The organism is Streptomyces sp. NBC_00286, from assembly GCF_036173125.1.
Classification (GTDB): Bacteria; Actinomycetota; Actinomycetes; order Streptomycetales; family Streptomycetaceae; genus Streptomyces.
In genome coordinates this window covers 7616332-7638839 of sequence record NZ_CP108054.1, presented here as the reverse complement: position 1 = coordinate 7638839, position 22508 = coordinate 7616332, and the positions used below count along the sequence as shown (strand labels likewise).

General features: G+C 70.3%; 20 protein-coding genes. 12 read left to right on the top strand and 8 right to left on the bottom strand.

Features of this window, described 5'->3' with window-relative positions:
* Positions 1-268: 268 nt before the first annotated feature.
* Positions 269-2974, top strand: a complete 2706-nt coding sequence (gene aceE / locus OHT21_RS34515; RefSeq protein ID WP_328772180.1) for a pyruvate dehydrogenase (acetyl-transferring), homodimeric type — start codon at positions 269-271, stop codon at positions 2972-2974.
* A 54-nt stretch (positions 2975-3028) separates the two neighbouring features.
* Here the strand turns inward: aceE and OHT21_RS34510 are convergent, their stop codons facing one another.
* Both OHT21_RS34510 and OHT21_RS34505 read right to left on the bottom strand, forming a co-directional pair.
* On the bottom strand, positions 3029-3169 hold the full coding sequence (locus tag OHT21_RS34510) for a methionine/alanine import family NSS transporter small subunit (RefSeq protein WP_328772179.1): 141 nt from the start codon (positions 3167-3169) through the stop codon (positions 3029-3031).
* On the bottom strand, positions 3169-4728 hold the full coding sequence (locus tag OHT21_RS34505; RefSeq protein ID WP_328772178.1) for a sodium-dependent transporter: 1560 nt from the start codon (positions 4726-4728) through the stop codon (positions 3169-3171). Before OHT21_RS34505 ends, OHT21_RS34510 begins: the two co-directional genes overlap by 1 nt.
* A gap of 141 nt (positions 4729-4869) precedes the next feature.
* On the opposite strand from OHT21_RS34505, the gene OHT21_RS34500 reads away from it, so the two are divergent.
* The gene (locus tag OHT21_RS34500) at positions 4870-5862 is read left to right on the top strand and encodes a helix-turn-helix transcriptional regulator (RefSeq protein ID WP_328772177.1); all 993 of its coding nucleotides are present in this window, start codon (positions 4870-4872) and stop codon (positions 5860-5862) included.
* Here the strand turns inward: OHT21_RS34500 and OHT21_RS34495 are convergent.
* On the bottom strand, positions 5846-6793 hold the full coding sequence (locus tag OHT21_RS34495) for an SDR family oxidoreductase (RefSeq protein ID WP_328772176.1): 948 nt from the start codon (positions 6791-6793) through the stop codon (positions 5846-5848). The two genes, OHT21_RS34500 and OHT21_RS34495, sit on opposite strands and share 17 nt — an antisense overlap.
* 136 nt (positions 6794-6929) lie before the next feature.
* Here OHT21_RS34495 and OHT21_RS34490 point away from each other — a divergent pair, with 136 nt between their 5' ends.
* Positions 6930-7448, top strand: a complete 519-nt coding sequence (locus tag OHT21_RS34490; RefSeq protein WP_328774334.1) for a DUF4240 domain-containing protein — start codon at positions 6930-6932, stop codon at positions 7446-7448.
* A gap of 13 nt (positions 7449-7461) precedes the next feature.
* Here the strand turns inward: OHT21_RS34490 and OHT21_RS34485 are convergent, their stop codons facing one another.
* Both OHT21_RS34485 and OHT21_RS34480 read right to left on the bottom strand, forming a co-directional pair.
* Positions 7462-7689 (bottom strand): hypothetical protein, encoded by a 228-nt coding sequence (locus OHT21_RS34485; RefSeq protein ID WP_328772175.1) that lies wholly within the window; start codon positions 7687-7689, stop codon positions 7462-7464.
* A 53-nt stretch (positions 7690-7742) separates the two neighbouring features.
* Positions 7743-8558: a peptidoglycan recognition protein family protein gene (locus OHT21_RS34480; RefSeq protein WP_328772174.1), complete on the bottom strand. Its 816-nt coding sequence runs from the start codon at positions 8556-8558 to the stop codon at positions 7743-7745.
* Between the two features lie 254 nt (positions 8559-8812).
* On the opposite strand from OHT21_RS34480, the gene OHT21_RS34475 reads away from it, so the two are divergent.
* On the top strand, positions 8813-10000 hold the full coding sequence (locus OHT21_RS34475; RefSeq protein WP_328772173.1) for a MarP family serine protease: 1188 nt from the start codon (positions 8813-8815) through the stop codon (positions 9998-10000).
* 37 nt (positions 10001-10037) lie between these two features.
* Here OHT21_RS34475 and OHT21_RS34470 read toward each other — a convergent pair whose 3' ends face one another.
* Positions 10038-10526 carry a GNAT family N-acetyltransferase gene (locus tag OHT21_RS34470; protein ID WP_328772172.1) on the bottom strand — a complete coding sequence of 163 codons (489 nt, stop codon included), beginning with the start codon at positions 10524-10526 and terminating at the stop codon, positions 10038-10040.
* Between the two features lie 115 nt (positions 10527-10641).
* Here OHT21_RS34470 and OHT21_RS34465 point away from each other — a divergent pair, with 115 nt between their 5' ends.
* Both OHT21_RS34465 and OHT21_RS34460 read left to right on the top strand, forming a co-directional pair.
* On the top strand, positions 10642-11544 hold the full coding sequence (locus OHT21_RS34465; RefSeq protein WP_328772171.1) for a TIGR01777 family oxidoreductase: 903 nt from the start codon (positions 10642-10644) through the stop codon (positions 11542-11544).
* A gap of 713 nt (positions 11545-12257) precedes the next feature.
* Entirely contained in the window at positions 12258-13745 is a 1488-nt protein-coding gene (locus tag OHT21_RS34460; protein WP_328772170.1) for an NAD(P)/FAD-dependent oxidoreductase, read from the top strand.
* 110 nt (positions 13746-13855) lie between these two features.
* Here OHT21_RS34460 and OHT21_RS34455 read toward each other — a convergent pair whose 3' ends face one another.
* Positions 13856-15301 (bottom strand): regulator, encoded by a 1446-nt coding sequence (locus OHT21_RS34455; protein WP_328772169.1) that lies wholly within the window; start codon positions 15299-15301, stop codon positions 13856-13858.
* A gap of 294 nt (positions 15302-15595) precedes the next feature.
* On the opposite strand from OHT21_RS34455, the gene lipB reads away from it, so the two are divergent.
* The 4 genes from lipB to OHT21_RS34435 all read left to right on the top strand — a co-directional run bounded on the left by lipB (position 15596) and on the right by OHT21_RS34435 (position 18907).
* On the top strand, positions 15596-16441 hold the full coding sequence (gene lipB / locus OHT21_RS34450; protein ID WP_328772168.1) for a lipoyl(octanoyl) transferase LipB: 846 nt from the start codon (positions 15596-15598) through the stop codon (positions 16439-16441).
* Between the two features lie 245 nt (positions 16442-16686).
* Positions 16687-17652 carry a lipoyl synthase gene (lipA, locus tag OHT21_RS34445; RefSeq protein WP_328772167.1) on the top strand — a complete coding sequence of 322 codons (966 nt, stop codon included), beginning with the start codon at positions 16687-16689 and terminating at the stop codon, positions 17650-17652.
* 277 nt (positions 17653-17929) lie between these two features.
* A complete protein-coding gene (locus OHT21_RS34440) occupies positions 17930-18145 on the top strand; it encodes an SCO2195 family GlnR-regulated protein (protein WP_328772166.1) in 216 nt (71 codons plus the stop codon).
* 60 nt (positions 18146-18205) lie between these two features.
* Positions 18206-18907 carry a DUF4191 domain-containing protein gene (locus OHT21_RS34435; protein ID WP_328772165.1) on the top strand — a complete coding sequence of 234 codons (702 nt, stop codon included), beginning with the start codon at positions 18206-18208 and terminating at the stop codon, positions 18905-18907.
* 397 nt (positions 18908-19304) lie between these two features.
* Here the strand turns inward: OHT21_RS34435 and OHT21_RS34430 are convergent, their stop codons facing one another.
* Positions 19305-19772, bottom strand: a complete 468-nt coding sequence (locus OHT21_RS34430; RefSeq protein WP_328772164.1) for an RDD family protein — start codon at positions 19770-19772, stop codon at positions 19305-19307.
* 199 nt (positions 19773-19971) lie between these two features.
* Between OHT21_RS34430 and glnA the strand changes: the two genes are divergently transcribed.
* Both glnA and htpX read left to right on the top strand, forming a co-directional pair.
* Entirely contained in the window at positions 19972-21381 is a 1410-nt protein-coding gene (gene glnA, locus OHT21_RS34425) for a type I glutamate--ammonia ligase (protein ID WP_328772163.1), read from the top strand.
* A 201-nt stretch (positions 21382-21582) separates the two neighbouring features.
* Complete coding sequence (gene htpX / locus OHT21_RS34420) at positions 21583-22506, top strand: zinc metalloprotease HtpX (RefSeq protein WP_328772162.1); 924 nt, start codon at positions 21583-21585, stop codon at positions 22504-22506.
* Positions 22507-22508 lie beyond the last annotated feature (2 nt).

Below are 22508 nucleotides of genomic sequence, written 5' to 3'. Positions count from 1 at the left end.
CACGGTTCAACCTGCCCAACCCAGCGGAGCGCCAGGCACCCCGTGCCAAAAGCGGCGGCACGGAATGCCAATTTCTCGACATCGGCAGATTTACCCCTTCAACCCTTTGATCGATCATCGATCAGAGAGTTACAGTCACCGACGGGCTGCCACACAGCCCGCCGCCCTGTCCTGCCAAAGACAAAGGGCACATCCCACCCCTTACCGCTGAGGGAGACCGTCGAAGGAACCCCCTTCACGTGCCCCTCCGTATCCGGAAGGCGGCGCAATGACCGACCCCACCGCTATCCAGCCGAGCGAGCTCGACCAGCTCCCGGACCGCGACCCCGAGGAGACCGCCGAGTGGCGGGCCTCCCTGGACGCCGTCACCAAGGCGGCCGGGCCGCACCGCGCCGCGTACCTGATGCGCCGCACGCTGGAACGCGCCGAGGGCAACGGCCTCGCGCTGCCCAAGCTCCTCGAGACCGACTACGTCAACACCATCCCCACCGCCGCCGAGCCCGCCGTGGACGGCGACGAGGCGATGGAGGCCCGTATCACCGCGTGGAACCGCTGGAACGCGGCCGCGATGGTGACCCGGGGTGCGAAACACGGCGTCGGCGGCCACATCGCCACCTTCGCCTCCGCGGCCTGGCTCTACGAGACGGGCTTCAACCACTTCTTCAAGGGCAAGGAGGGGGATGGCTCCGGCGACCAGCTCTACATCCAGGGCCACGCCTCCCCCGGCATCTACGCCCGCGCCTTCCTCGACGGCCGCCTGAGCGAGACCCACCTGGACAACTTCCGCCAGGAGGCAGGCGGCAAGGGCCTCCCCTCCTACCCGCACCCGCGCCGTCTCCCCTGGCTCTGGGAGTTCCCGACGGTCTCGATGGGCCTCGGCCCGCTCTCCGCCATCTACCAGGCGCGCTTCAACCGCTACCTCACCAGCCGCGGCATCAAGGACGTCTCGCAGTCCCACGTATGGGCGTTCCTCGGCGACGGCGAGATGGACGAACCGGAGTCCACGGCCGCACTCGCGCTCGCCTCCCGCGAGGGCCTGGACAACCTGACCTTCGTCATCAACTGCAACCTCCAGCGCCTCGACGGCCCGGTCCGCGCCAACTTCAAGATCGTGCAGGAGCTGGAGGCGCAGTTCCGCGGCGCCGGCTGGAACGTCGTCAAGTCGCTGTGGGGCAACGCCTGGGACGAGCTGTTCCAGCTCGACACCACGGGCGCGCTCGTACGCCGCCTGCGCGAGGTACCGGACGCGCAGGTGCAGACGTACCAGACCCGCGACGCCGCCTACATCCGCCAGGACTTCTTCGGCTCCGACCCGGCGCTCGCCGAGATGGCGAAGCTGCTCAGCGACGACAAGATCCTGGAGTGCTTCCACCTGTCCCGCGGTGGTCACGAGGCGCGCAAGGTGTACGCCGCGTACAAGGCCGCGGTCGAGCACAAGGGCGCCCCGACCGTCATCCTCGCCCAGACGGTCAAGGGCTTCACGCTCGGCCAGGGCTTCGCGTCCAAGAACGCCAACCACCAGATGAAGAAGCTGTCGACGGACGAGTTCAAGCAGATGCGTGACCTGCTCGAACTGCCCATCTCCGACGCGCAGTTCGTGGACGGCGTCGTCCCGTACGGCCACCCCGGCGCCGACTCCCCCGAGGTTCGCTACCTCCAGGAGCGCCGCGCGGCCCTCGGCGGCCCGGCCCCCGCTCGCCGCACACACGCACTGGCCCCCCTCCCTGCCGCCGCCGACAAGACCTTCGCCGCGTTCGACAAGGGCTCCGGCTCGCAGAACGTGGCGACGACCATGGCCTTCGTACGTCTCGTCAAGGACCTGGTCCGCGACAAGCAGACGGGGAAGCGCTGGGTGCCGATCGTGCCGGACGAGGCGCGCACCTTCGGCATGGAGTCGCTCTTCCCCTCCCTCGGCATCTACTCGCCGAAGGGGCAGACGTACGAGCCGGTCGACCGTGACCAGTTGATGTACTACAAGGAGGCCAAGGACGGCCAGATCCTCAACGAGGGGATCACCGAGGCCGGTTCGATGGCGGACTTCATCGCCGCGTCCACCGCGTACTCCACGCACGGCGAGGCGATGATCCCGTTCTACATCTTCTACTCGATGTTCGGCTGGCAGCGTACGGCCGACCAGATGTGGCAGCTCGGCGACCAGCTCGGCCGCGGTTTCCTGATCGGCGCGACGGCCGGTCGTACGACGCTGACGGGTGAGGGCCTGCAGCACGCGGACGGCCACTCGCCGGTCATCGCGGCGACCAACCCGGCGGCGCTGACGTACGACCCGGCGTTCGCGTACGAGGTGGCGGCGATCGTCCGGGACGGTCTGCGCCGTATGTACGGCGAGGCGGCGCCCGGCGAGGACCCGAACGTCTTCTACTACCTCACCGTCTACAACGAGCCCCTGCCGCAGCCCGCCAAACCCGCCGGGCCCGGTGTGGACGAGGGCATCGTCAAGGGCCTGTACCGCTTCAACACGGCCGAGTCGGCGGGGCTGGACGTTGACGCCGCCAATGCGCCGCGCATCCAGCTCCTCGGCTCCGGAACGGCGATCCACTGGACACTCCAGGCGCAGAAGCTCCTCGCCGAGGAGTGGGGCGTGGCCGCGGACGTCTGGTCCGCCACGTCCTGGACGGAGCTGCGGCGCGACGCCCTGGAGGCGGACGCGGCGCTGCTGAGGGGCGAGGAGCGGGTGCCGTACGTCCGTCAGGTGCTGCATGGCGCCGAGGGTCCGGTGCTCGCGGTCTCGGACTACATGCGCCAGGTTCCGGACCAGATCGCGCAGTGGGTCGAGCAGGACTACTCCTCGCTGGGCGCGGACGGCTTCGGTCTGTCGGACACGCGTGAGGCGGCCCGCCGGCACTTCGGCGTCGACGCCGCCTCCATCGTCGTAGCGGCCCTGGCCCAGCTCGCCCGACGCGGCGAGGTCAAGGCGACGGCGGTGAAGGAGGCGCGGGAGCGGTACGGCCTGTAGGGCCGTGGCAGTCGGTCCCCATGCCCGGTGGCACCGGGCATGGGGACCGACTGCCTACTCCGCGGGAGGAATCTGCGCCTCCTCGGGAGTCGGCGGTGGGTCGGGGTGTCGGCGCAGCTGCACGATGGCCAGCGCCAGACCGCCCCACACGACGAGAATCGCGATGATCATCATCACGACGGCGCCGGCGGACATCAGCGGCCCTCCTCTCCGTGCTTGCGATGGGTCTCGCGTTCCTCGGGGGTCTCCATGTCCAGGTCGATCAGCCCGCCCCGGGCCGCCTTCCACGGGATCAGGGAGAGCAGTACGCCGACCAGCAGCGCGCCGATCGCCACGCTCCAGCCCGCTCCCAGCAGGAACTCGGTGGAGTAGCCCTCGTAGTTCTCGTCGAACTCGTCGCGCAGGCTGTCGACCATCATCCAGCCCAGCCCCAGCGGGGTGATGACGCCGAGGCAGATCCGCCACCAGTGACCCAGGCGCACGGCGGAGGTGGCGTCGGCGTCCCGCTGGAGCTCGGGCAGCTTCCGCATCAGCCAGGCCACCGCCACCACGCCGACGAGCGCGGCCATCACGATGCCGTACTGGTTGATGAAGTGGTCGGAGGCGTCGAGGAGGTAGACGCCCTCGTTGGTCGGGAACAGCAGGATGGAGGCCAGTGCCACGGCACCGCCGACGCCGAAGACGGCGGGGACGCGGTGCAGGCCGGTGCGGTCCTGCACGGCGGCGACGACCACCTGCACGATGGAGATCAGCGAGGACAGCCCGGCGATCACCAGCGACACGAAGAAGATCACACCGAACAGGCTGCCCAGCCACATCTCGGAGATGATGGTCGGGAAGGCCACGAAGGCCAGTCCGAGGCCCGCGGTGGCCACCTCCCCGACCGGCACGCCCGCCTGCTGCGCCATGAAGCCCAGCGTGGCGAACACCCCGATGCCGGCGAGGATCTCGAAGGAGCTGTTGGCGAACCCGGCGACCAGGGCGGAGCCGGTGAGGTCGGCGCGGCGCCGCAGATATGACGCGTACGTGACCATGATGCCGAAGCCGATCGACAGCGAGAAGAAGATCTGGCCGTAGGCGGCCACCCAGACACTGCCGTTGCCGAGTTCGGACCAGTCGGGCGAGAAGAAGGCATCCAGGCCCTCCGCGGACCCGTCCAGGGTGACGGCCCGGATCACCAGCGCGACGAAGAAGATCACCAGCAGCGGGATGAAAACCTTGTTGGCCTTTTCGATGCCGCGCCGGATGCCGAACGCCAGGATGACCAGCACGACCACCCAGACCGCGATGAGCGGCCACAGCACCCCGGAGACGTATCCGGAGACGAAACCGGGCGATTCGGAGGCCTGGAGGAAGCTGCCGAAGAGGAAGCCCTCAGGATCGTCGCCCCATGCCTGGTCTGCGGAGAATCCGACGTAGCGGATCGCCCAGGCGATGATGACCGCGTAGTAGGTGGCGATCACGAAGGAGATCGCCACCTGCCACCAGCCGATCACTTCCGCCGGCCGGGCCATCTGCCGCAGCGCGGCGGGGGGCGAGGTCCGGTATCTGCGCCCGATCGTGTATTCCATGATGAGCAGCGGGATACCGGCCGTCAGCAGGGCGATGAGATACGGCAGGAGGAAGGCGCCACCACCGTTCTCGTAGGCGACGGCCGGAAAGCGCCAGATGTTGCCGAGACCGATGGCGGAGCCGATGGCCGCCAGCAGGAATCCCGTTCGTGTTGCCCATTGTTCGCGGGGCTGATCCGCCATGTGCGTGTCCTCGTCCAGGGACGTCCCGATGGAAACCGCTGAACCTCTGAAATGAACTCTGGATCGACGTTAACAGCCGTTACCGGCCCATCACAGGATGTGTGCGCCCAGGCAGGTGGTGCCCCCGGCAGAATGGCGGTCATGCGTGCCGCACGGCTGATCAAGATGGTGTTGCTCCTCCAATCCCGCCCCTCCATGACCGCCGCCGAACTCGCCCGCGAGCTGGAGGTGTCCGAGCGGACCATCACGCGGGACGCGCAGGCGCTGTCGGAAGCGGGGGTGCCGGTGTACGCGGACCGGGGACGGACGGGTGGGTACCGGCTCATCGGGGGCTACCGCACTCGTCTCACCGGGCTCGCCCGGAGCGAAGCAGAGGCGCTCTTCCTGAGCGGAGTGCCCGGGGCGCTGCGCGAGATGGGGCTCGAGGACGCCGCCTCGGCCGCCCGGCTGAAGGTGTCGGCGGCGTTGCTGCCGTCCCTGCGCGACGCCCCGCACAGCGCGGCGCAGCGCTTCCATCTGGACGCCCCCGCCTGGTTCGCCGAGCCGAAGACGCCCGAGCTGCTGCCCGCCGTCGCGGAGGCGGTGTGGGACGACCGCCGGATCACCGCCCGCTATCGGCGCCAAGAGGCGGAGGTGAAGCGGGAGTTGGAGCCGTACGGCCTCGTGCTGAAGGCAGGCGTCTGGTACGTGTGCGCCCGCGTCCCGAACCCGGGCTCCTTCCGCGTCTACCGCATCGACCGGTTCACCGCGGTGGAGAGCGGCGACGAACGCTTCGTACGCGACGAGGCATTCGACCTGCCCGGCTTCTGGGCGGAACGCGCGGTGCAGTTCGCGCGCTCGATCCTGCGGGCGACGGTGGTGATCCGGCTGACGGAGGCAGGCAGACGGCAGCTGAGGTACGCCGTGGATCCGCTCTCCGCGCAGGAGGCGCTGGCCCAGGCAGGCCCGCCCGACGGCGAGGGCAGGGTGACGGTCACGCTGCCCGTCGAGTCGCACGACGTGGCGTACACCCAACTCCTCTCCCTCGGACCGGAGGTGGAGGTCCTGGAGCCGCCCGGGCTGCGGCAGCGCTTCGCGCAGGCGGTGGCCCGGACGGCGGCGTACTACGGCGTGCAGGTCACCGATAGCCCGTGACGTCCGCGGGCTTGCCCGCCTGCTCGACCTCCGCGATATAGCGCCAGGCGTCGGGCGCCGAGCCGTCGGCGTCCGTGAAGCCGTACTCCCGGGCCAGGCCTCCGCTGGACAGCGACTGCCCGTTCCAGCGCGCCACCTCGGGATCGGCGGCGAGCGCGGCCAGCGCCCGCCCGATATACGTGGGCGACTCGGAGATCGCGAAGTGCGGAGCCTGCTCGCAGGCGTCCCGCCAGTTCTCCTCGGTGACATGGAAGGCGGTGTCGAGCATCGCCTCGGAGCGCAGCCAGCCCGGGGTGAGACAGACGGCCGTACAGCCGTACTCCTTCAGCTCCTCGCCGAGGCCGTACGCCATGCGGATCGGGGTCGTCTTGGCGAGGTCGTAGAAGAACGGCTTGCGGTAGGTGGTGCGGTTGTACTCCTCGGTGCCGTCGGTGACCTCGACCAGCAGGCCGCCGCGGTTGCGGACCAGGAGCGGCAGGGCGCTGTGGCTGGTGACGATGTGCGACTCGATGCCGAGGCGCATGACCCGCAGTCCCTTGTCGAGGTCCATCTCCCACAGCTTCGGCTGCTCACGCGAGCCCATGTCGAGGTGGACGTCGCCGCCCCAGAGGTCGTTGACGAGGATGTCCAGACGGCCCTGCTCCCGGTCGATACGGGCGACGAGGGCCCGTACCTGCTCAGGTTCCAGATGGTCCGTCGGCACGGCGATGCCCCGGCCTTCGGCTCCGGTCGCCGCGTCGACCAGTTCGGCGGTCTCCTCGATGGTCTCGGTGGACCGGCCGACCTCGCTGACGTGATCACGGGTCGTACGTCCCGTGACGTACACGGTGGCTCCGGCGCGTCCCAGTTCCACGGCCATGGCCCGCCCGGCGCCGCGTGTGGCGCCCGCGATCAGGGCGATCTTTCCCTTGAGTGGCTGTGCGTTCTCCATACGACCGAGCATCCCGCCGAATGCCGACAGCCGCTGTCCGGCTTTCCATCGGGTTTTCCGTGGGCATGTGCGCGCATAACGATCTGCCTGTGCCCAGGTGCGCGGGCCGGGTACAGGCCCGATGCTGGTGCACGTGATGGACGAGACGGAGTTCTGGGACCTGGTGGACGCAACCCGCGAGGCCGCCGAGGGCGACCCCGACGAGCAGGCCGACCTGCTCGTCGAACGACTCCTCGGCCTAGACCCGGACTCGGTCCTGGACTTCGCCCGTCACTTCGAGGCCCGCTACAACCGCGCCTACTCCTGGGACCTTTGGGGCGCCGCCTGGATCCTCCTCGACGGCGCCAGCGACGACGCCTTCGACTTCTTTCGCTGCTGGCTGATCGGCCAGGGTCGGGATGTGTACGAGCATGCCGTGCACGATCCCGACCAACTCGCCGAACTCCTGCCCGACTTCGACGACGAGGTCGACGGCGACGGCGAGGAACTCGGCTACGCCGCGGACGAGGCGTACGAACAGCTCACCGGCGTCGTCGCCCCGGACCTCGGCATCCCGGCCGCGCCCCCGGAGCCGACGGGCACGCCCATCGACTTCGAGAACCAGAAGGTGCTGGCGGAACGTTTTCCGCGACTGTGGGAGCGGTTCGCGGACTGAGCGCTACTGGAAGCTACCTGCCGGGCAGCTGCCGGTGCGCCTCCGGCGCGTACGAGCCGGTCCTCGGCGCGCTGTGCTGAGGTGCCGCGTTGGCTCGGTCCAGGGCCGACGCTGTGGCGGCGGAGGGGCCCAGCACTACGGCGGCGATCGCGCAGGCCACGGTCCATGGGCTGCGTACGGTTCGTGCCCACAGGGTCGTCCGCCGGGGTCGGCGCTGCTGCTCGTTCTGGTGACTGGTCATGAGTTCCACCTCCGGTCAGTGCGTGCTTCGACGCTAGGAGGCAGGGTTCTGGGTCAGCGGTGAGCCGGCTGTGGTGTACCTGTGAGCCGTTGCCTTCCCTGGAGGTGGGCCGCGCGTTCCCTGATCGCGGGGAGGCGGGCTGTCAGGGCCTCGCCTGGGCAGGCGGTGTAGTAGCCGTCGGCGTGGCCGGCGATGGCCGCGAAGGTGCCGGGGGTGCCTGCTCGATATCTGCTCATGCTGTTTGTGGAGACCAGGCGCACCGGGGAACGCGGGTCGATGTCGCTCAGGCCCAGTTTCCAGGCCGCGACGGCTGCGACGGCGTCGGTCATGGCATGTGGGACCGGCACTCCGGTGGTGAAGGTGCCGATCGCCGCGATTCCCGTCGTACCGACGTTGAAGCCCTGGGTGTGCGCGCCGACGACGGGGCGCTCGACTCCGCCCGCGCGGCCCTCGTAGATGGTTCCACAGCGGTCCACGAGGAAGTTGTAGCCGATGTCGTCCCAGGCCCGGCCGCCGGCTTGGCCGACGTACATGTCCCGGATGATGCGGGGGGTGTCGGCGCAGTCGTAGTCGTTCGGCGAGTCGGTGTGGTGGATGAACACGGCCAGGACGCGGTCGGCGTACCGGGCGGGCGGGCGCGTGTACGCGGCGTCGCCTAGCCAGCGCTCCCTGGGGACGATGGCGGGGCGTTCGGCGCGGTGTCCCGCGGGGGTCCGTGCCGTGGCGGGTCGTCCGGTGCCCGCCGGCGTGCGGTCGGCGGCCACGGCCCAGAGGACCAGCGCGATGACGGCCGCGAGGCCGGGCAGACAGACCAGGGCCACCCGCACCGCACGCGGCAGACGCGACAGCGGTGCACGGAAGACACGCATGAGGCCCACTCTCCGGGAGACCTGTGGCTTCCGCGATGTGTGCTGTGCCACCCGGTGGAACCAACGCCCGTGCTCTGCGCGTTTTTTAGGTTCCACGCACGGGTGCAGATCCCGGCTGGGGGTCCGGGGGTCGTCCCCCGGGAAGACACAGCAGGTTCCACGCGTGCGTGGCCGAATTACGGGCCTCACGCGCGCGTGGGTGATCACTGGGCCCGCGGCGCACGTACTGAGGGGCCCAAGAGAAAGGGTGCTCCGTGGACCTGCTCGACATCCTGCTGTTGCTGGTGATCCTCTTGTACGCGGCGTCCGGCTACCGGCGCGGGCTGGTGGCGGGCTGTGTGTCGCTGGCCGGGTTCGTGGGCGGCGCGGTCATCGGCGTATGGGTGCTGCCCTGGATGATGGACCTGGTGACGGCGGGGACCACGACGGCGACGATCACGGCGGTGCTCACCGTGCTGGTGCCGGCCGCCGTCGGGCACGAACTGGCGGGACGGCTGGCCCTGCGACTGCGCCGCGAGCTGGACCGGGGCCCCCTGCGCATCGCCGACGGAGTGGGCGGTGCCGCGGCCAACACCGTGGCCGTCCTGGTGGTGGCCTGGGTCGCCGCGAGCGTGCTCGGCGCGTCCGCCTCCCCCGTCCTCAGCCAGGCCATCCGCGGCTCCTCGCTGCTCGGCGCGGTGCAGAGCACCATGCCGGAGACGACGCCGGCCTGGTACTCCCGCGCCACCTCGGCGCTCACGGAGGCGGGGTTCCCGCAGGTCTTCAACCCGTTCGAGAGCGAGCCGGCCACGAGCGTCGCCAGGCCGTCCGGGGACAGCGTCACCGCGGCGGCCAACCGGGCCGCGATGCGCTCCACAGTGAAGGTCGAAGGCGTCGCCGGCGACCAGGGCCGCGAGGGCAGCGGCTTCGTGTACGCGGCCGAGCATGTGATGACGAACGCCCACGTGGTGGCGGGCATCGACGAGCCGACCGTACGCGTGGGCGGCACGGGCCGGGCATACGAGGCGAGGGTCGTCCTCTTCGACCCCGACAAGGACGTCGCCGTCCTCGTCGTACCGGACCTCGAAGCCCCCATCCTGCCCTTCGACAACAGCGCGACGCGTGGCAACCCGGCCGTGGTCGCGGGCTACCCGCAGGACGGCGGCCTTGACCTCCAGGCGGCCACCGTCGCGAACAAGATCCAGGCCAGGGGCAAGAACATCTACGGCTCCGAGATCGTCACCCGCGAGATCTACTCCATCCGCTCCACGGTCCTGCCCGGCAACTCCGGCGGCCCCCTGCTGACCACGGACGGCAAGGTGTACGGGGTCGTCTTCGCCCGCTCCACGAGCGACGCCGAGACGGGTTACGTCCTGACCGCCGACGAGGTCGCCGACGACGCCCGGCAGGCGGCGAGGTCGTCGACACCGGTGGACACGGGCGACCCGGTCACGTCGTCCTGAGCCCCGGCAGGGGCCCCGACATCGCCCTGAGCGACGCTCAAAGGCTGCGGCCCATCATCACATCGTCGACGTACTTCCCGTCGAGGTAGAACTCCCCCGGCTGGATTCCCTCCACGACGAATCCCTCCGACTCGTACAGCTTGCGGGCCGGGGTGTTGTGGCCGAGGACGCGCAGCGACATGCGCAGGGCGCCCTGGCGGCGGGCCTCCTCGATCGCCGCGCGGATCAGCGCCCGGCCCACGCCGAAGCCGCGCGCCTCCTCGGCGACGGCGAGGCCCTGGATCTGCCGTACGTGTGCGTTGGAGACGAGCGGGGTGGGGAAACCGAGGCGCACATAGCCGACGAGGCGACCGTCCAGCTCCGCGACGAGATGGTCGCGGGGCCCGTAGCGGTCACCGAAGAACGGCTCGTACGGCGGCTCTTCCCGGGGCCTGACCGCATGCAGATACGACCAGGTCGCACGGTCCAGCCGCCCCAGTGCGTCCTCGTCTTCGAACAGGGCGGGGCGTATGTGCAAGGCGGGCATGGAGGTCACTGTACGGCGGGTGCGCGAGCCGTCGTCCGGTGTTTTTCGGCGCGCTCCGGGGGCCTCTTGGGTCCTCGGCGCGATGGCCCGGAGACCGTGGGCGGAGGATGGGGGCATGGAAGCTTCCCGAATCGCCGTGGCCGGGGCGTCCGGTCTCATCGGTGCGGCACTGGTGCGGTCGCTGACCGCGGACGGGCACGAGGTGGTACGGCTGGTGCGCCGTACGCCCCGGGCGAAGGACGAGGTCGAGTGGGATCCCGAGCGGCAGTACGTCGACGCGGCCGGGCTCAGCGGCTGCGACGCCGTGGTGAACCTCGCCGGGGCCGGGGTCGGTGACCGCCGCTGGACGTCCGCGTACAAGCGGAAGATCCGCGACAGCCGGGTCCTCGGCACGACGGCGCTCGCGGAGGCGGCCACCTCCCTCTCCCCGTTGCCGCGCGTCTTCGTGAACGGCAGCGCGATCGGCTTCTACGGAGACACCGGCGAACGGGCCGTGGACGAGAACTCGCCGCCCGGCGACGGGTTTCTGCCCTCGCTGTGCGTGGAGTGGGAGGAGGCGGCGGCGCCGGCCGAGGAGGCGGGCATACGGACCGTCTTCGCGCGCACCGGTCTGGTGGTGTCCGCCAAGGGCGGGGCCTGGGGGCGGTTGTTCCCCCTCTTCAAGGCGGGACTCGGCGGGCGGCTGGGCGGCGGACGCCAGTACTGGTCGTACATCGCGCTGCACGACGAGGTGGCCGCGCTGCGGCATCTGCTCGACACGGAGTCGTTGTCGGGCCCCTTCAACCTGACGGCGCCGCAGCCGCTCACCAACCGCGAGATCACCGCCGCGATGGGCCGGGTCCTGCACCGGCCCACCCTCTTCGCGGTGCCCGCGCCGGCGTTGCGGCTGGCGCTCGGCGAGATGGCCGGGGATGTGCTGGGGAGCCAAAGGGTGCTTCCTGCGCGGCTGTTGGAGTCGGGCTTCTCGTTCGCTTTTCCGGGGGTTGAGGAGGCGATTCGGGCGGCGGGGCGGGGCTGAGGCGGGGGGGTTCTTTCCCCAGCCCCGCCCCTTCCCGAAACGGGGGGCTGCGCCCCAGACCCCCGGCAGGGGGTGGTGGGTGACACTGCGTGTCGCGGGTGCGGGTGCGTGGTGGTTGCTCGCGCAGTTCCCCGCGCCCCTGGGGTGCGTGGTGGGTGCGGGGCCGCGGTCCGGTGCGTCAGCCCGTCGCCAACAGGGCATACGGCCCCTTGCTGACACAGGGCGTAGCTGTGCCCAGACCGAAGCTAAGCGACGGGCATAGGACGCACCGGCCCACGTCCCCTCCCGCCGGAGGGAGGGTGCCGGTTTCGTCGGGGTGCGGGCTTTTCGGTTCGCTTGCTCTTCGGGGTTGCGGGCAGTCGCAGGTTTTTAGGGGCGCGGGGAACTGCGCGACCAGCCACAACGAACCCGCAGCCGCGACACAACATGTCACCCACCACCCCGGTAGGCACCCACCCACCCGCGGTAGGCGCCCACCCGCCGTAGGCAGCGGGGCCTGGGGCGCAGCCCCCAGTTTCGGGAAGGGGCGGGGCTGGGGAAGAAAAACCCCCAACCGCCGGCGGCAACCCGCGCCCCCGTGCCCCGATGCCCCCGCCCATGCGCGACTCCCCCAGAACACCCGCCGTCCTAACCTCATCCAAAAACTCCGGAATTCCGGAAGCGTGTCGGGGGCATGACGTCCCCAGGAGCCGCGCGACCTCGAGGAGGGGCACGTGCTTGAGCCCGCTTATCAGGCGGACGTCGTCATCGTGGGAGCCGGGGTCGCGGGACTCTCGGCTGCTCACCGGCTGACCAGCGCAGGAGTAAGGACCGTAGTCCTGGAGGCCGCCCCTTACGTCGGCGGCCGTATGTCGACCGAGAAGGTCGACGGTTTCCGGCTCGACCGGATCGGCCGGCTGTTGTCCACCGCGTACCCGGAATTACGCCTCATCCCGGGCCTCGACGCACTCACCCTGCGCCCGTTCGCACCGGGCGTCCTCGTCCACGCCGACGGCCGGACGCACCGGGCGGGCGAACCCGGGAGCACGGCGAGCACCGGGGGCGCAAGGGGCGCACTCGGCGCGGCACGCGCCTTTGTGACCGCCCCCCGGAGGCCACGCGCCACCCGGCGGTCAGGGCAGTCGCCCGACGGAGCCGCCCGGCAGTCAGGGCCGTCACCCGACAGGACCGCCCGACGGTCAGGGCCGTCACCCGACGGCGCCGCACACCGGGCGTCGGCGCCACCGGCCGGCGCCCAGCCCTTGCCACGGACCTTCCCACCGCTCGGCGGCGCCATCGACCAGGCACGGCTCTCCGCCGCGCTCGGCCGGATCGCCGCCGCCCCGGTGGAGCGCCTGCTGGCGCGCCCGGACCGGCCGGCCGGTCACGCGCTGGCGGCGCGCGGCATGCCCGCCCGCACCGTCGAGGGCTTCCTGCGACCGCTGCTGGCCGCACTGCTCTGCGACCCGGACCTGACGACGTCCAGCCGGAGCGCGGACCTGGCCCTGCGCGCCTTCGCCGCCGGAGGGCTGTGCATACCGGAGGGCGGCGCCGACACCCTGCCGGAGCTGCTCGCCGCCGCCCTGCCGCCCGGCACGGTCCACACCGGCGTGCACGTCACCTCCGTGTCCACGACATCCGTACGCACCGCGGAACACGGCGAACTCCGTTGCCGCGCCGTCCTGGTGGCGACCGGCGCCCGCGCCGCCGCCGAGCTGCTGCCCGGCCTGCGGGTGCCGCCGTTCCACCCGGTGACGGTGGTGCACCACACACCCGACGAGGTGCCCCAGGCCGGAGCGGGGCTGCTCCTCGACGCGGACCGTCGCGGCCCGGTGGCCCACACCGCCGTCCTCAGCGAGGTCGACCCGTCCCGCGCCCCCGCGGGCCGCGCCCTGGTCTCGTCCACGATCCTCGGCCCACCGCCTCCGGACGCCGACCGGGTCGTACGAGCCCACCTTGCCGATCTCTACGGCACGTCCACGCTCCGCTGGGAACTCCTCGCCGTCCACCACACCCCCGACGCCGTCCCCGCGATGCCACCCCCACACGACCTCCGCCGCCCCGTCCGCCTCCTGGACGGCCTGTACGTCTGCGGCGACCACCGAGACACCAGCACCGTCCAGGGCGCCCTGCACTCGGGCCACCGAGCGGCAACGGCCCTGCTGACGGACCTCGGCGTGGGCTCGGCCAACACGGCGGCCCCGTTACCCAGGGCCGCATGACCAGACGGGGAGGCCTCGTCGCGGGGCGGGGCCTCCCCCTTCCTCCTACAGCGCTCCCAGCCACAACGGACCCGCAGCGTCAAAACTGCCCCTCCCAGCGGAGCGAGCCGTCAGCGAAGCGCCGCGACCTTGTCGCGATACCCCCGCACGGGCCCGGCGTCCCGATACGGCTCGAGCCGCCGCTCGAAGTCCCGTACGTACTCCACCGCCCGCACCGAACGCATCTCGGCCGCCTGAGCCGCCGCCTCCGCGCCCAGCTGGCAGGCCTGGTCGAGTTCGCCGAGGCCGAGGCGGGCGGTGGCGAGGACGATCCGGCAGAAGAGGCGGCTGCGGGCATAGCCGGGAGCCCGGAGCTGCAGGGACCGTTCGGCGTGCTGGGCGGCGGCGCGGTACTGCTGGAGGTCCCGGTGACAGTGCCCGAACTCGTCCGCGAGCTGCGCCTCGTCGAAGAAACGCGCCCAGTACGGGACGTCGTCGGTGGGCCGCGCCGCCTCCAGTGCCCGTTCGGCCCGTACGAGGGACGCCGTACAGGCCCGTACCTCGCCGAGCACCCCGTGCCCGCGCGCCTCCGCCGCGTGCAGCAGCGCCTGCACGACGGGCGGCCCGGACGAGCCCACGCCCTGCTGGGCGACCCGCGCCAGCTGCACCGCCTCCCGGCCGTGGCCCAGGTACACGGCCTGCCGGCTCATCGTCACCAGGACGTACGACCCGTACGCCCGGTCCCCCGCCGCCTGCGCGAGCCGCAGCGCCTGGACGAAGTACCGCTGGGCCAGTCCGTGCGCGGCGATGTCGTACGAGGTCCAGCCCGCGAGCCGGGTGAGATCGGCCGCGGCGGCGAACAGCTGGCGCCCGGTCTGCTCCCCGTACGTGCCGCGCAGCATCGGCTCCGCCTCGTGCTCCAGGTAGCGCACCAGGGCCTGCCGGGCGTGGCCGCCGCCGTAGGCGTGGTCCAGCGCGCGGAACAGCTCTCCGACCTTCCGCAGCGCCGCGATGTCGCCCGCGGTCACCCGCTGCCCGGGCTCGCGGTCGGTCGCCGGGCGCTGCCGGGGCAGGGCGCCCGGGCGGCCCTGCGCGGGCACCCGTACGACCGTGGGGTCCCCGGCGCGGCTCACCCGGTCGTCGGGCCGCCCGATCAGCCAGTCCCGGCTCGGCACGACGAGCCCCGCCGGGGTGAACGCGATCTTGCGCAGTTCCGCGTGGCTCCCGGAGTCCTTGCGCCACAGCCCGCTGACGATGTCGACGGCCTCCTCGGGCGTGGCCGCGAACTCGAGCCCCGCGTACACGGGGGCGCACGCGTCGAGGCCCAGGTCCTGCGCCGTGAGCCGGCGCCCGAGCCGGCGGGTGAACACCTCGGCGATCAGTGCGGGGGTCGTGCCGCGCGGCTGCTGGCCGCGTAGCCAGCGGGTCACCGATGTCTTGTCGTATCTCAGATCCAGCCCGTGTTCGAGACCGAGCTGGTCCACGCGACGGGCTAGTCCCGCGTTGGAGAACCCCGCTTCTGCGATCAGTGCGGCGAGCTGACGGTTGGGGGTGCGCTGCGCGGGTCGTTCCGTCATCTGCGGTGCGAACTCCTGCCTTCCAGGCCTCTGGGGGAATGACCTTGTGAACGGCGTGAATGTAGCGGTCTGTAAGCGCGCGATTGCAGACTTCGATCCGCATTCATCCGATCGTGTGAGGATTGGCCCGGAGAGTGACGGTCCCCGGACCGACAGAGCCGACCGGACCGACAGACCGGGAGGGCGGACCGGCCCGACCGGGTCGACAGGGCCGAAGTCGGCTGGAACATGGCCGGACGTACAGTGGCGTGTGGCGCGTACGCGCCTTACGGGTCTTCCAGGGAGGCGTTTGCCGTGGGTGAGTTGCGGTTCGTCCGGATGGGTTTCGGAGCGGAGGCCGTCGAGTACCAGCAGGCCTGGGACGAGCAGCGCCGCGTGCACGCCGCCCGCTTCCAGGACGAGGTCCCCGACACCTGTCTGCTCTTGGAGCACCCGCCGGTCTATACGGCCGGCCGGCGCACCGCCCCCGAGGAGCGCCCCCTCGACGGCACCCCGGTCGTGGACGTGGACCGCGGCGGCAAGATCACCTGGCACGGCCCCGGCCAGCTCGTCGGCTACCCGATCCAGAAGCTGCCGCGCCCTGTCGACGTGGTCGCGCATCTGCGCCGCCTCGAGGACGCGATGATCCGCGTGTGCGCCGACTTCGGCCTCGAGACCTCACGGGTCGAGGGCCGCGCGGGTGTATGGGTCCTCGGCGACCCGGTGGAACAGCGCCCCTCCCGATATGGAGGGGCAGCGCGCAGCGCTTCGGCTGAGGGTGGTGGCGGGCGACGGGCGGGAGGACTCTCCCTGGACTTCGACCCACGCCTCACGGACGACGAGTTCGACCCGCGCCTCAACGGCCCCGAGTACGCCCCCTCGAACGCCGGCCAGCGCCGCGAGGACCGCAAGATCTGCGCGATGGGCATCCGCGTGGCCAAGGGCGTCACGATGCACGGCTTCGCCCTGAACGTGAACCCGGACACCTCCAGCTTCGACAAGATCATCCCGTGCGGAATCCGGGACGCGGGCGTCACGTCACTGGCGTACGAGCTGGGGCGCAAGGTCACGATCGCCGAGGTCCTGCCGGTGGCCGAGAAGCATTTGCGGGCCGTACTGGAGAACGCGGACCTGCGACCTCGGGTCACCGCCGGGGGATGAGGGAGGCAAGGGCCGTGGGCAGGCGCAGGCTTTTCCAGGGGCGCGGGGCTGTATCAATTTGCGGCTCCGCCGCGATGGGGGTCCCCCCGCTCGAGCGGATTCGAGAGTGGGGGAGCGACAAGCCACAACGAACCCGCAGCCGCCCACGAACCCCTACACCCCACCCCATGGGCGCCCCGTTCAACCGCCGGAGGCAAGGCGTACGCTGGTGTGCGCCGAGGAATCGAATGCACAGGGAGCCGGTCGTGTCCGCAGTCACCCCCGACGGACGCAAGATGCTGCGCCTGGAGGTCCGTAACAGCCAGACCCCCATCGAGCGCAAGCCCGAGTGGATCAAGACCCGGGCGAAAATGGGCCCCGAGTACACCAAGATGCAGAACCTCGTGAAGAGCGAGGGCCTGCACACGGTCTGCCAGGAGGCGGGCTGCCCCAACATCTACGAGTGCTGGGAAGACCGCGAGGCGACCTTCCTCATCGGCGGCGACCAGTGCACCAGGCGCTGCGACTTCTGCCAGATCGACACCGGCAAGCCGGAAGCGCTGGACCGCGACGAGCCCCGGCGCGTAGGCGAGTCCGTGGTCACGATGGACCTCAACTACGCCACGATCACCGGCGTCGCCCGCGACGACCTGGAGGACGGCGGCGCCTGGCTGTACGCAGAGACCGTGCGCCAGATCCACGCCCAGACCGCGAACCGTGAGGCGGGCCGCACCAAGGTCGAGCTGCTGGCCCCCGACTTCAACGCCGAGCCGGCCCAGCTCGCCGAGGTCTTCTCCTCCCGCCCGGAGGTCTTCGCGCACAACATCGAGACGGTCCCGCGCATCTTCAAGCGCATCCGCCCCGGCTTCCGCTACGAGCGCTCCCTGAAGGTCATCACCGAGGCCCGCGACGTCGGCCTGGTCACCAAGTCGAACCTGATCCTCGGCATGGGCGAGACCCGCGAGGAGATCAGCGAGGCGCTGAAGCACCTGCACGAAGCCGGCTGCGAGCTCGTCACCATCACGCAGTACCTGCGCCCGACCGTGCGCCACCACCCCGTGGAGCGCTGGGTCAAGCCGCACGAGTTCGTCGAGCTGAAGGACGAGGCCGAGCAGATCGGCTTCTCGGGCGTGATGTCCGGACCGCTGGTGCGCTCCTCGTACCGCGCCGGACGGCTGTACCAGATGGCCGTCGAGAAGCGTGGCGCGTACGTCGCCTCGCAGGCCGTCTGAGATCTCCTACGACCTGCGCGATGGCACGCAGTGCCATCTGATCGTGTGAATCTGCACACAAGACATTACCCGCGAGTAGTGTCCGATACGACGCGGTTCTGACCGTTCCCGCAGATGGGGGCCATAGTCAGGGCCGCGTCGGCGTTTTCGGGCCTCGCGTCAAGGCTTCATTGGCGTTTGACCGGTTGGTCATGCCCTGGTAACACCATTCAGTGACTCTGTTCTCACGCCACGTACAGACTCATCCAGAGCCATCACCCGAGGGGGGACCTCCACCATGCAGGCCGCGCCCGTACGCGCCACAGCGATTCCGTCTTTCACCGATGCACTCCGTGCCGTCGAATCGGTCCTCATGAGCAGCGGCCAGCGCACCGCCCGCCGCAACGCATGGACCTCCGTCATGGAGGACCGCCGCCGCGCCAAGGACAGGGTCGAGGCGCAGCGCGTCCTCGAGCAGTCCGTCCTGGAAGCGTCGTTCGCCCCTCGCCCGTGACCGCCCGCCGAGGCGGCACCGCCGTCGTCGGCACTTCCCGCGCCACGTAGACTTCTCGGCATGGCGAGGAAGGACAACGCAGCGGACGCTGCGAACCCCGGGCGACTCAAGCAGATCGCTCTGACCTACAAGATGACGCGCAGGGCCGACTCCAAGATCGGTCTTGTGCTCGCGGCAGTCGGAATCGGCACCCTCGGTGTCTTCCTCGCGATCGGTTTCCTGATCGACCACCCGGTCTATCTCGGCATTCTCGGCTTCCTCCTCGCCTTCCTCGCGATGGCGATCGTCTTCGGCCGGCGGGCCGAGCGGGCCGCCTTCGGGCAGATGGAAGGACAGCCGGGTGCGGCGGCCGCGGTGCTGGACAACATGAAGCGTGGCTGGACGACGACTCCGGCGGTGGCGATGAACCGCCAGCAGGACGTGGTGCACCGGGCCGTCGGCAAGGCCGGCATCGTACTGGTCGCCGAGGGCAACCCGAACCGGGTGAAGGGCCTGCTGGCCGCCGAGAAGAAGCGGATGGCTCGGATTGTCTCGGACGTGCCCGTCCACGACATCCTGGTGGGGACCGGCGAGGGTCAGGTTGAGCTGAAGAAGCTCCGTACGACGATGTTGAAGTTGCCGCGGGTTCTGAGTGGGCCTCAGGTGACCGCGACGAATGACCGGCTGCGGGCCTTGGGCGACATCATGTCGAACCTTCCTATGCCGAAGGGGCCGATGCCGAAGGGGATGCGGATGCCGCGCGGTGGGCCCAAGATGCGGTAGCGCTGCCGCTGAGCTTGGCTGGATAGCGAAGGGCGCCCGGAACTTGTCAGTTCCTGGGCGCCCTTCGGCGTTTGTCGGGGGTGGTTCTGCGGATTGCCGACTGCGGGTCCGTCGTGGCTGGTCGCTCCCCCACTCTCGGCTGCTCCCCCACTCTCGGCTTCGCTCGAGCGGGGGGACCCCCATGAGCGGGGGGACCCCCATCGCGGCGGAGCCGCAAATTGATACAGCCCCGCGCCCCTAAAAGACTGCGGCTTCCCGCAGCCCTGGGTAGGACGCACCCAAAGCCGCGGCCCAGCGTGGGCCGCATCCGCAGCCGCGCTACAGATTGGGCAGCCCCCGAAGCCGCGCCCGGGAGTGGGTCGCCCCTGAAGGGGCCGGCCCGCTCACCGGCGCGTCGTCAGATCCGTACCTCTACCGTCCGCGCCAAGCGGTCGTGCAGCCCCCTGCCGTCGCGGTCCCAGATCAGGGCCGGGATGGCGATGCACAGCAGGGCTGTGCGGAGGAGGGCGCGCAGGGGCTGGACCGTGCCTGTTTCCAGGGTCAGGACCCTCAGGCCGAACAGGCGCTTGCCCGGGGTGAAGCCGATTGTGCCGACCGTCAGGATGCTCATCACGAAGAAGATCAGGAGTGCCCAGTTGCCCGTGGCCTGGTTGTAGCCGTCGGTGAGCAGGCCGTATGCGATCAGGAGGCACAGGCCCCAGTCGACCGCCAGGGCACCGAGGCGTCGGCCGGGGCGGGCGATCGAGCCGGGGCCCGACTCGGGGAGGCCGAGCTGTTCGCCGCGGTATCCGAAGTCGGCACCGGCTTCCTCCGCGGCCGCGCGCGGTCCGGAGAGCCACGATCCGATTGCTTGCCTGTTGTCCACGGGTCCACGGTACTGCGGAGGTTTTGGTATGCGGACAGGTGGGGTCAGCCGGGCCGGGGTCGGTTAACTTGGGCGAAACAAATGGGTCACGCTCGAGAAACCACCCGTCCCTATTGTCGGGTCTCAGCGTGTGCCACCGCACTGGCCGCACGAACGAACTACCACCCCGGCACGGACGGTCGGGAGTAGGAGGAGCTGGATGTTCCAGAACGCCGACGAGGCCAAGAAGTTCATCGCAGACGAGGACGTCAAGTTCGTAGACGTCCGCTTCTGCGACCTGCCTGGCGTGATGCAGCACTTCACGGTGCCGGCAGAGGCCTTCGACCCGAGCGAGGAACTGGCCTTCGACGGCTCCTCGATCCGCGGCTTCCAGGCCATCCACGAGTCGGACATGGCGCTTCGCGCCGACCTGTCCACCGCGCGGGTGGACCCCTTCCGCCGCGACAAGACGGTCAACATCAACTTCTTCATCCACGACCCGATCACGGGCGAGCAGTACTCCCGTGACCCGCGGAACGTGGCGAAGAAGGCGGAGGCGTACCTCGCCTCGACCGGTATCGCCGACACCGCGTACTTCGGTCCCGAGGCCGAGTTCTACATCTTCGACAGTGTCCGCTTCGAGACCAAGTCGAACGAGGCCTTCTACCACATCGACTCCGAGGCGGGCGCCTGGAACACCGGTGCGCTGGAGGACAACCGCGGCTACAAGGTCCGCTACAAGGGCGGTTACTTCCCGACCCCGCCGGTCGACCACTTCGCCGACCTGCGTGCCGAGATCTCCCTGGAGCTGAACAAGGCCGGTCTCCAGGTCGAGCGCCAGCACCACGAGGTGGGCACCGCCGGCCAGGCGGAGATCAACTACAAGTTCAACACGCTGCTCGCCGCGGCCGACGACCTCCAGCTCTTCAAGTACATCGTGAAGAACGTCGCCTGGCGCAACGGCAAGACGGCCACCTTCATGCCGAAGCCGATCTTCGGTGACAACGGCTCGGGCATGCACGTCCACCAGTCCCTGTGGCAGGCCGGCTCCCCGCTGTTCTACGACGAGGCCGGTTACGCGGGCCTGTCGGACACCGCCCGCTTCTACATCGGCGGCATCCTCAAGCACGCCCCGTCGCTGCTGGCCTTCACCAACCCGACGGTGAACTCGTACCACCGCCTGGTGCCCGGCTTCGAGGCCCCGATCAACCTGGTCTACTCGCAGCGCAACCGCTCCGCGGCCATGCGTATCCCGATCACGGGCTCGAACCCGAAGGCCAAGCGCGTCGAGTTCCGGGCGCCGGACTCCTCCGGCAACCCGTACCTCACCTTCGCGGCCCTGATGCTGGCCGGCCTGGACGGCATCAAGAACAAGGTCGAGCCGGCCGAGCCGATCGACAAGGACCTCTACGAGCTGGCTCCCGAGGAGCACGCGAACGTCGCGCAGGTCCCGACCTCGCTCCCGGCCGTCCTCGACTCCCTCGAGGCCGACCACGAGTTCCTCCTCCAGGGCGACGTCTTCACGTCCGACCTGATCGAGACGTGGATCGACTACAAGCGCACGAACGAGATCGCTCCGCTGCAGCTGCGTCCGCACCCGCACGAGTTCGAGCTCTACTTCGACGTGTGATCGACGCGCAGGTCTCGTAAGCCTGCAAACCTCCGGCTTCAGAGCCCCGCCACCGCCTTCACCGGCAGCGGCGGGGCTCCGTCGTTCTTTGCCCGGGCCGCGCCGTTCCTTTGCCCGGTGCGGGGAAGATCGGGATCCGGTTATGGCAATACCGCTGCACACTGGAATCGGGACGAGTGCCCGATGTGTGGGGTGATCGTGATGCGGAGTCGATTCCAGCCCGACCGGCGGTTGAACACGCGGATGGGGGTCACGCTGTTCCTGCTGGGGCTGCTGTACGTGGCGTTCGTCGCGGCCCTGATCGTGCTGCTGAAGTCGTGGGTGCTGGTCGTGGTGATCGCGGCGGCGCTGCTGGGTGCGCAGTACTGGTTCTCTGACCGGATCGCGTTGTTCGCGATGCGCGGTCGGGTCGTGGAGCGTGAGGAGTATCCGCAGCTGCACGGGGTGATCGACCGGCTGTGCGCCACCGCGGACATGCCGAAGCCGGCCGTCGCCGTGTCCGACATGGAGATGCCGAACGCCTTCGCCACCGGGCGCGACGCCGATCACGCCGTCGTGTGCGTGACGACCGGGCTGCTGCGGCGGCTCGAGCCCGCCGAGCTGGAGGGTGTACTCGCGCACGAGCTGTCGCATGTGGCACACCGCGATGTCGCGGTGATCACCGTGGCCTCGTTCCTCGGGGTGCTCGCCGGGCTGCTCGTGCGGTTCGTCTTCTACTCCCAGGTCTTCGGCGGGCACGGCCGCAAGGACCAGAACACGGCCGTCGTGTTCATGACGGTGATGGCGGTGTCCGCGGCCGTCTACGCGCTCAGTTTCCTCCTCATCCGGGCGCTGTCCCGGTACCGGGAGCTGGCCGCCGACCGCGCCGCGGCCATGCTCACCGGCCGCCCCTCGGCGCTCGCCTCCGCGCTGACCAAGGTCACCGGCGACATCGCCAAGATCCCCACCCGAGATCTACGGACCGCACAGGCCTTCAACGCCTTCTACTTCACGCCCGCGTTCGGCAGGACCCCGGGCATCCAGCGGCTCTTCTCCACCCACCCGAGTCTGGAGGAGCGGCTCGACCAACTGGGCCGGATCTCCGGCGAGTTGGGTGAATCGCCGTACTCCGGGAAGGCGGGCTGAGC

Excerpts from the sequence above, each read along its gene's own strand:
- aceE (WP_328772180.1), top strand. The coding sequence starts at position 269 with ATGACCGACCCCACCGCTATCCAGCCGAGCGAGCTCGACCAGCTCCCG.
- OHT21_RS34510 (WP_328772179.1), bottom strand. The coding sequence starts at position 3,169 with ATGTCCGCCGGCGCCGTCGTGATGATGATCATCGCGATTCTCGTCGTG.
- OHT21_RS34505 (WP_328772178.1), bottom strand. The coding sequence starts at position 4,728 with ATGGCGGATCAGCCCCGCGAACAATGGGCAACACGAACGGGATTCCTG.
- OHT21_RS34500 (WP_328772177.1), top strand. The coding sequence starts at position 4,870 with ATGCGTGCCGCACGGCTGATCAAGATGGTGTTGCTCCTCCAATCCCGC.
- OHT21_RS34495 (WP_328772176.1), bottom strand. The coding sequence starts at position 6,793 with ATGGAGAACGCACAGCCACTCAAGGGAAAGATCGCCCTGATCGCGGGC.
- OHT21_RS34490 (WP_328774334.1), top strand. The coding sequence starts at position 6,930 with ATGGACGAGACGGAGTTCTGGGACCTGGTGGACGCAACCCGCGAGGCC.
- OHT21_RS34485 (WP_328772175.1), bottom strand. The coding sequence starts at position 7,689 with ATGACCAGTCACCAGAACGAGCAGCAGCGCCGACCCCGGCGGACGACC.
- OHT21_RS34480 (WP_328772174.1), bottom strand. The coding sequence starts at position 8,558 with ATGCGTGTCTTCCGTGCACCGCTGTCGCGTCTGCCGCGTGCGGTGCGG.
- OHT21_RS34470 (WP_328772172.1), bottom strand. The coding sequence starts at position 10,526 with ATGCCCGCCTTGCACATACGCCCCGCCCTGTTCGAAGACGAGGACGCA.
- OHT21_RS34465 (WP_328772171.1), top strand. The coding sequence starts at position 10,642 with ATGGAAGCTTCCCGAATCGCCGTGGCCGGGGCGTCCGGTCTCATCGGT.
- OHT21_RS34455 (WP_328772169.1), bottom strand. The coding sequence starts at position 15,301 with ATGACGGAACGACCCGCGCAGCGCACCCCCAACCGTCAGCTCGCCGCA.
- OHT21_RS34440 (WP_328772166.1), top strand. The coding sequence starts at position 17,930 with ATGCAGGCCGCGCCCGTACGCGCCACAGCGATTCCGTCTTTCACCGAT.
- OHT21_RS34435 (WP_328772165.1), top strand. The coding sequence starts at position 18,206 with ATGGCGAGGAAGGACAACGCAGCGGACGCTGCGAACCCCGGGCGACTC.
- glnA (WP_328772163.1), top strand. The coding sequence starts at position 19,972 with ATGTTCCAGAACGCCGACGAGGCCAAGAAGTTCATCGCAGACGAGGAC.
- htpX (WP_328772162.1), top strand. The coding sequence starts at position 21,583 with ATGCGGAGTCGATTCCAGCCCGACCGGCGGTTGAACACGCGGATGGGG.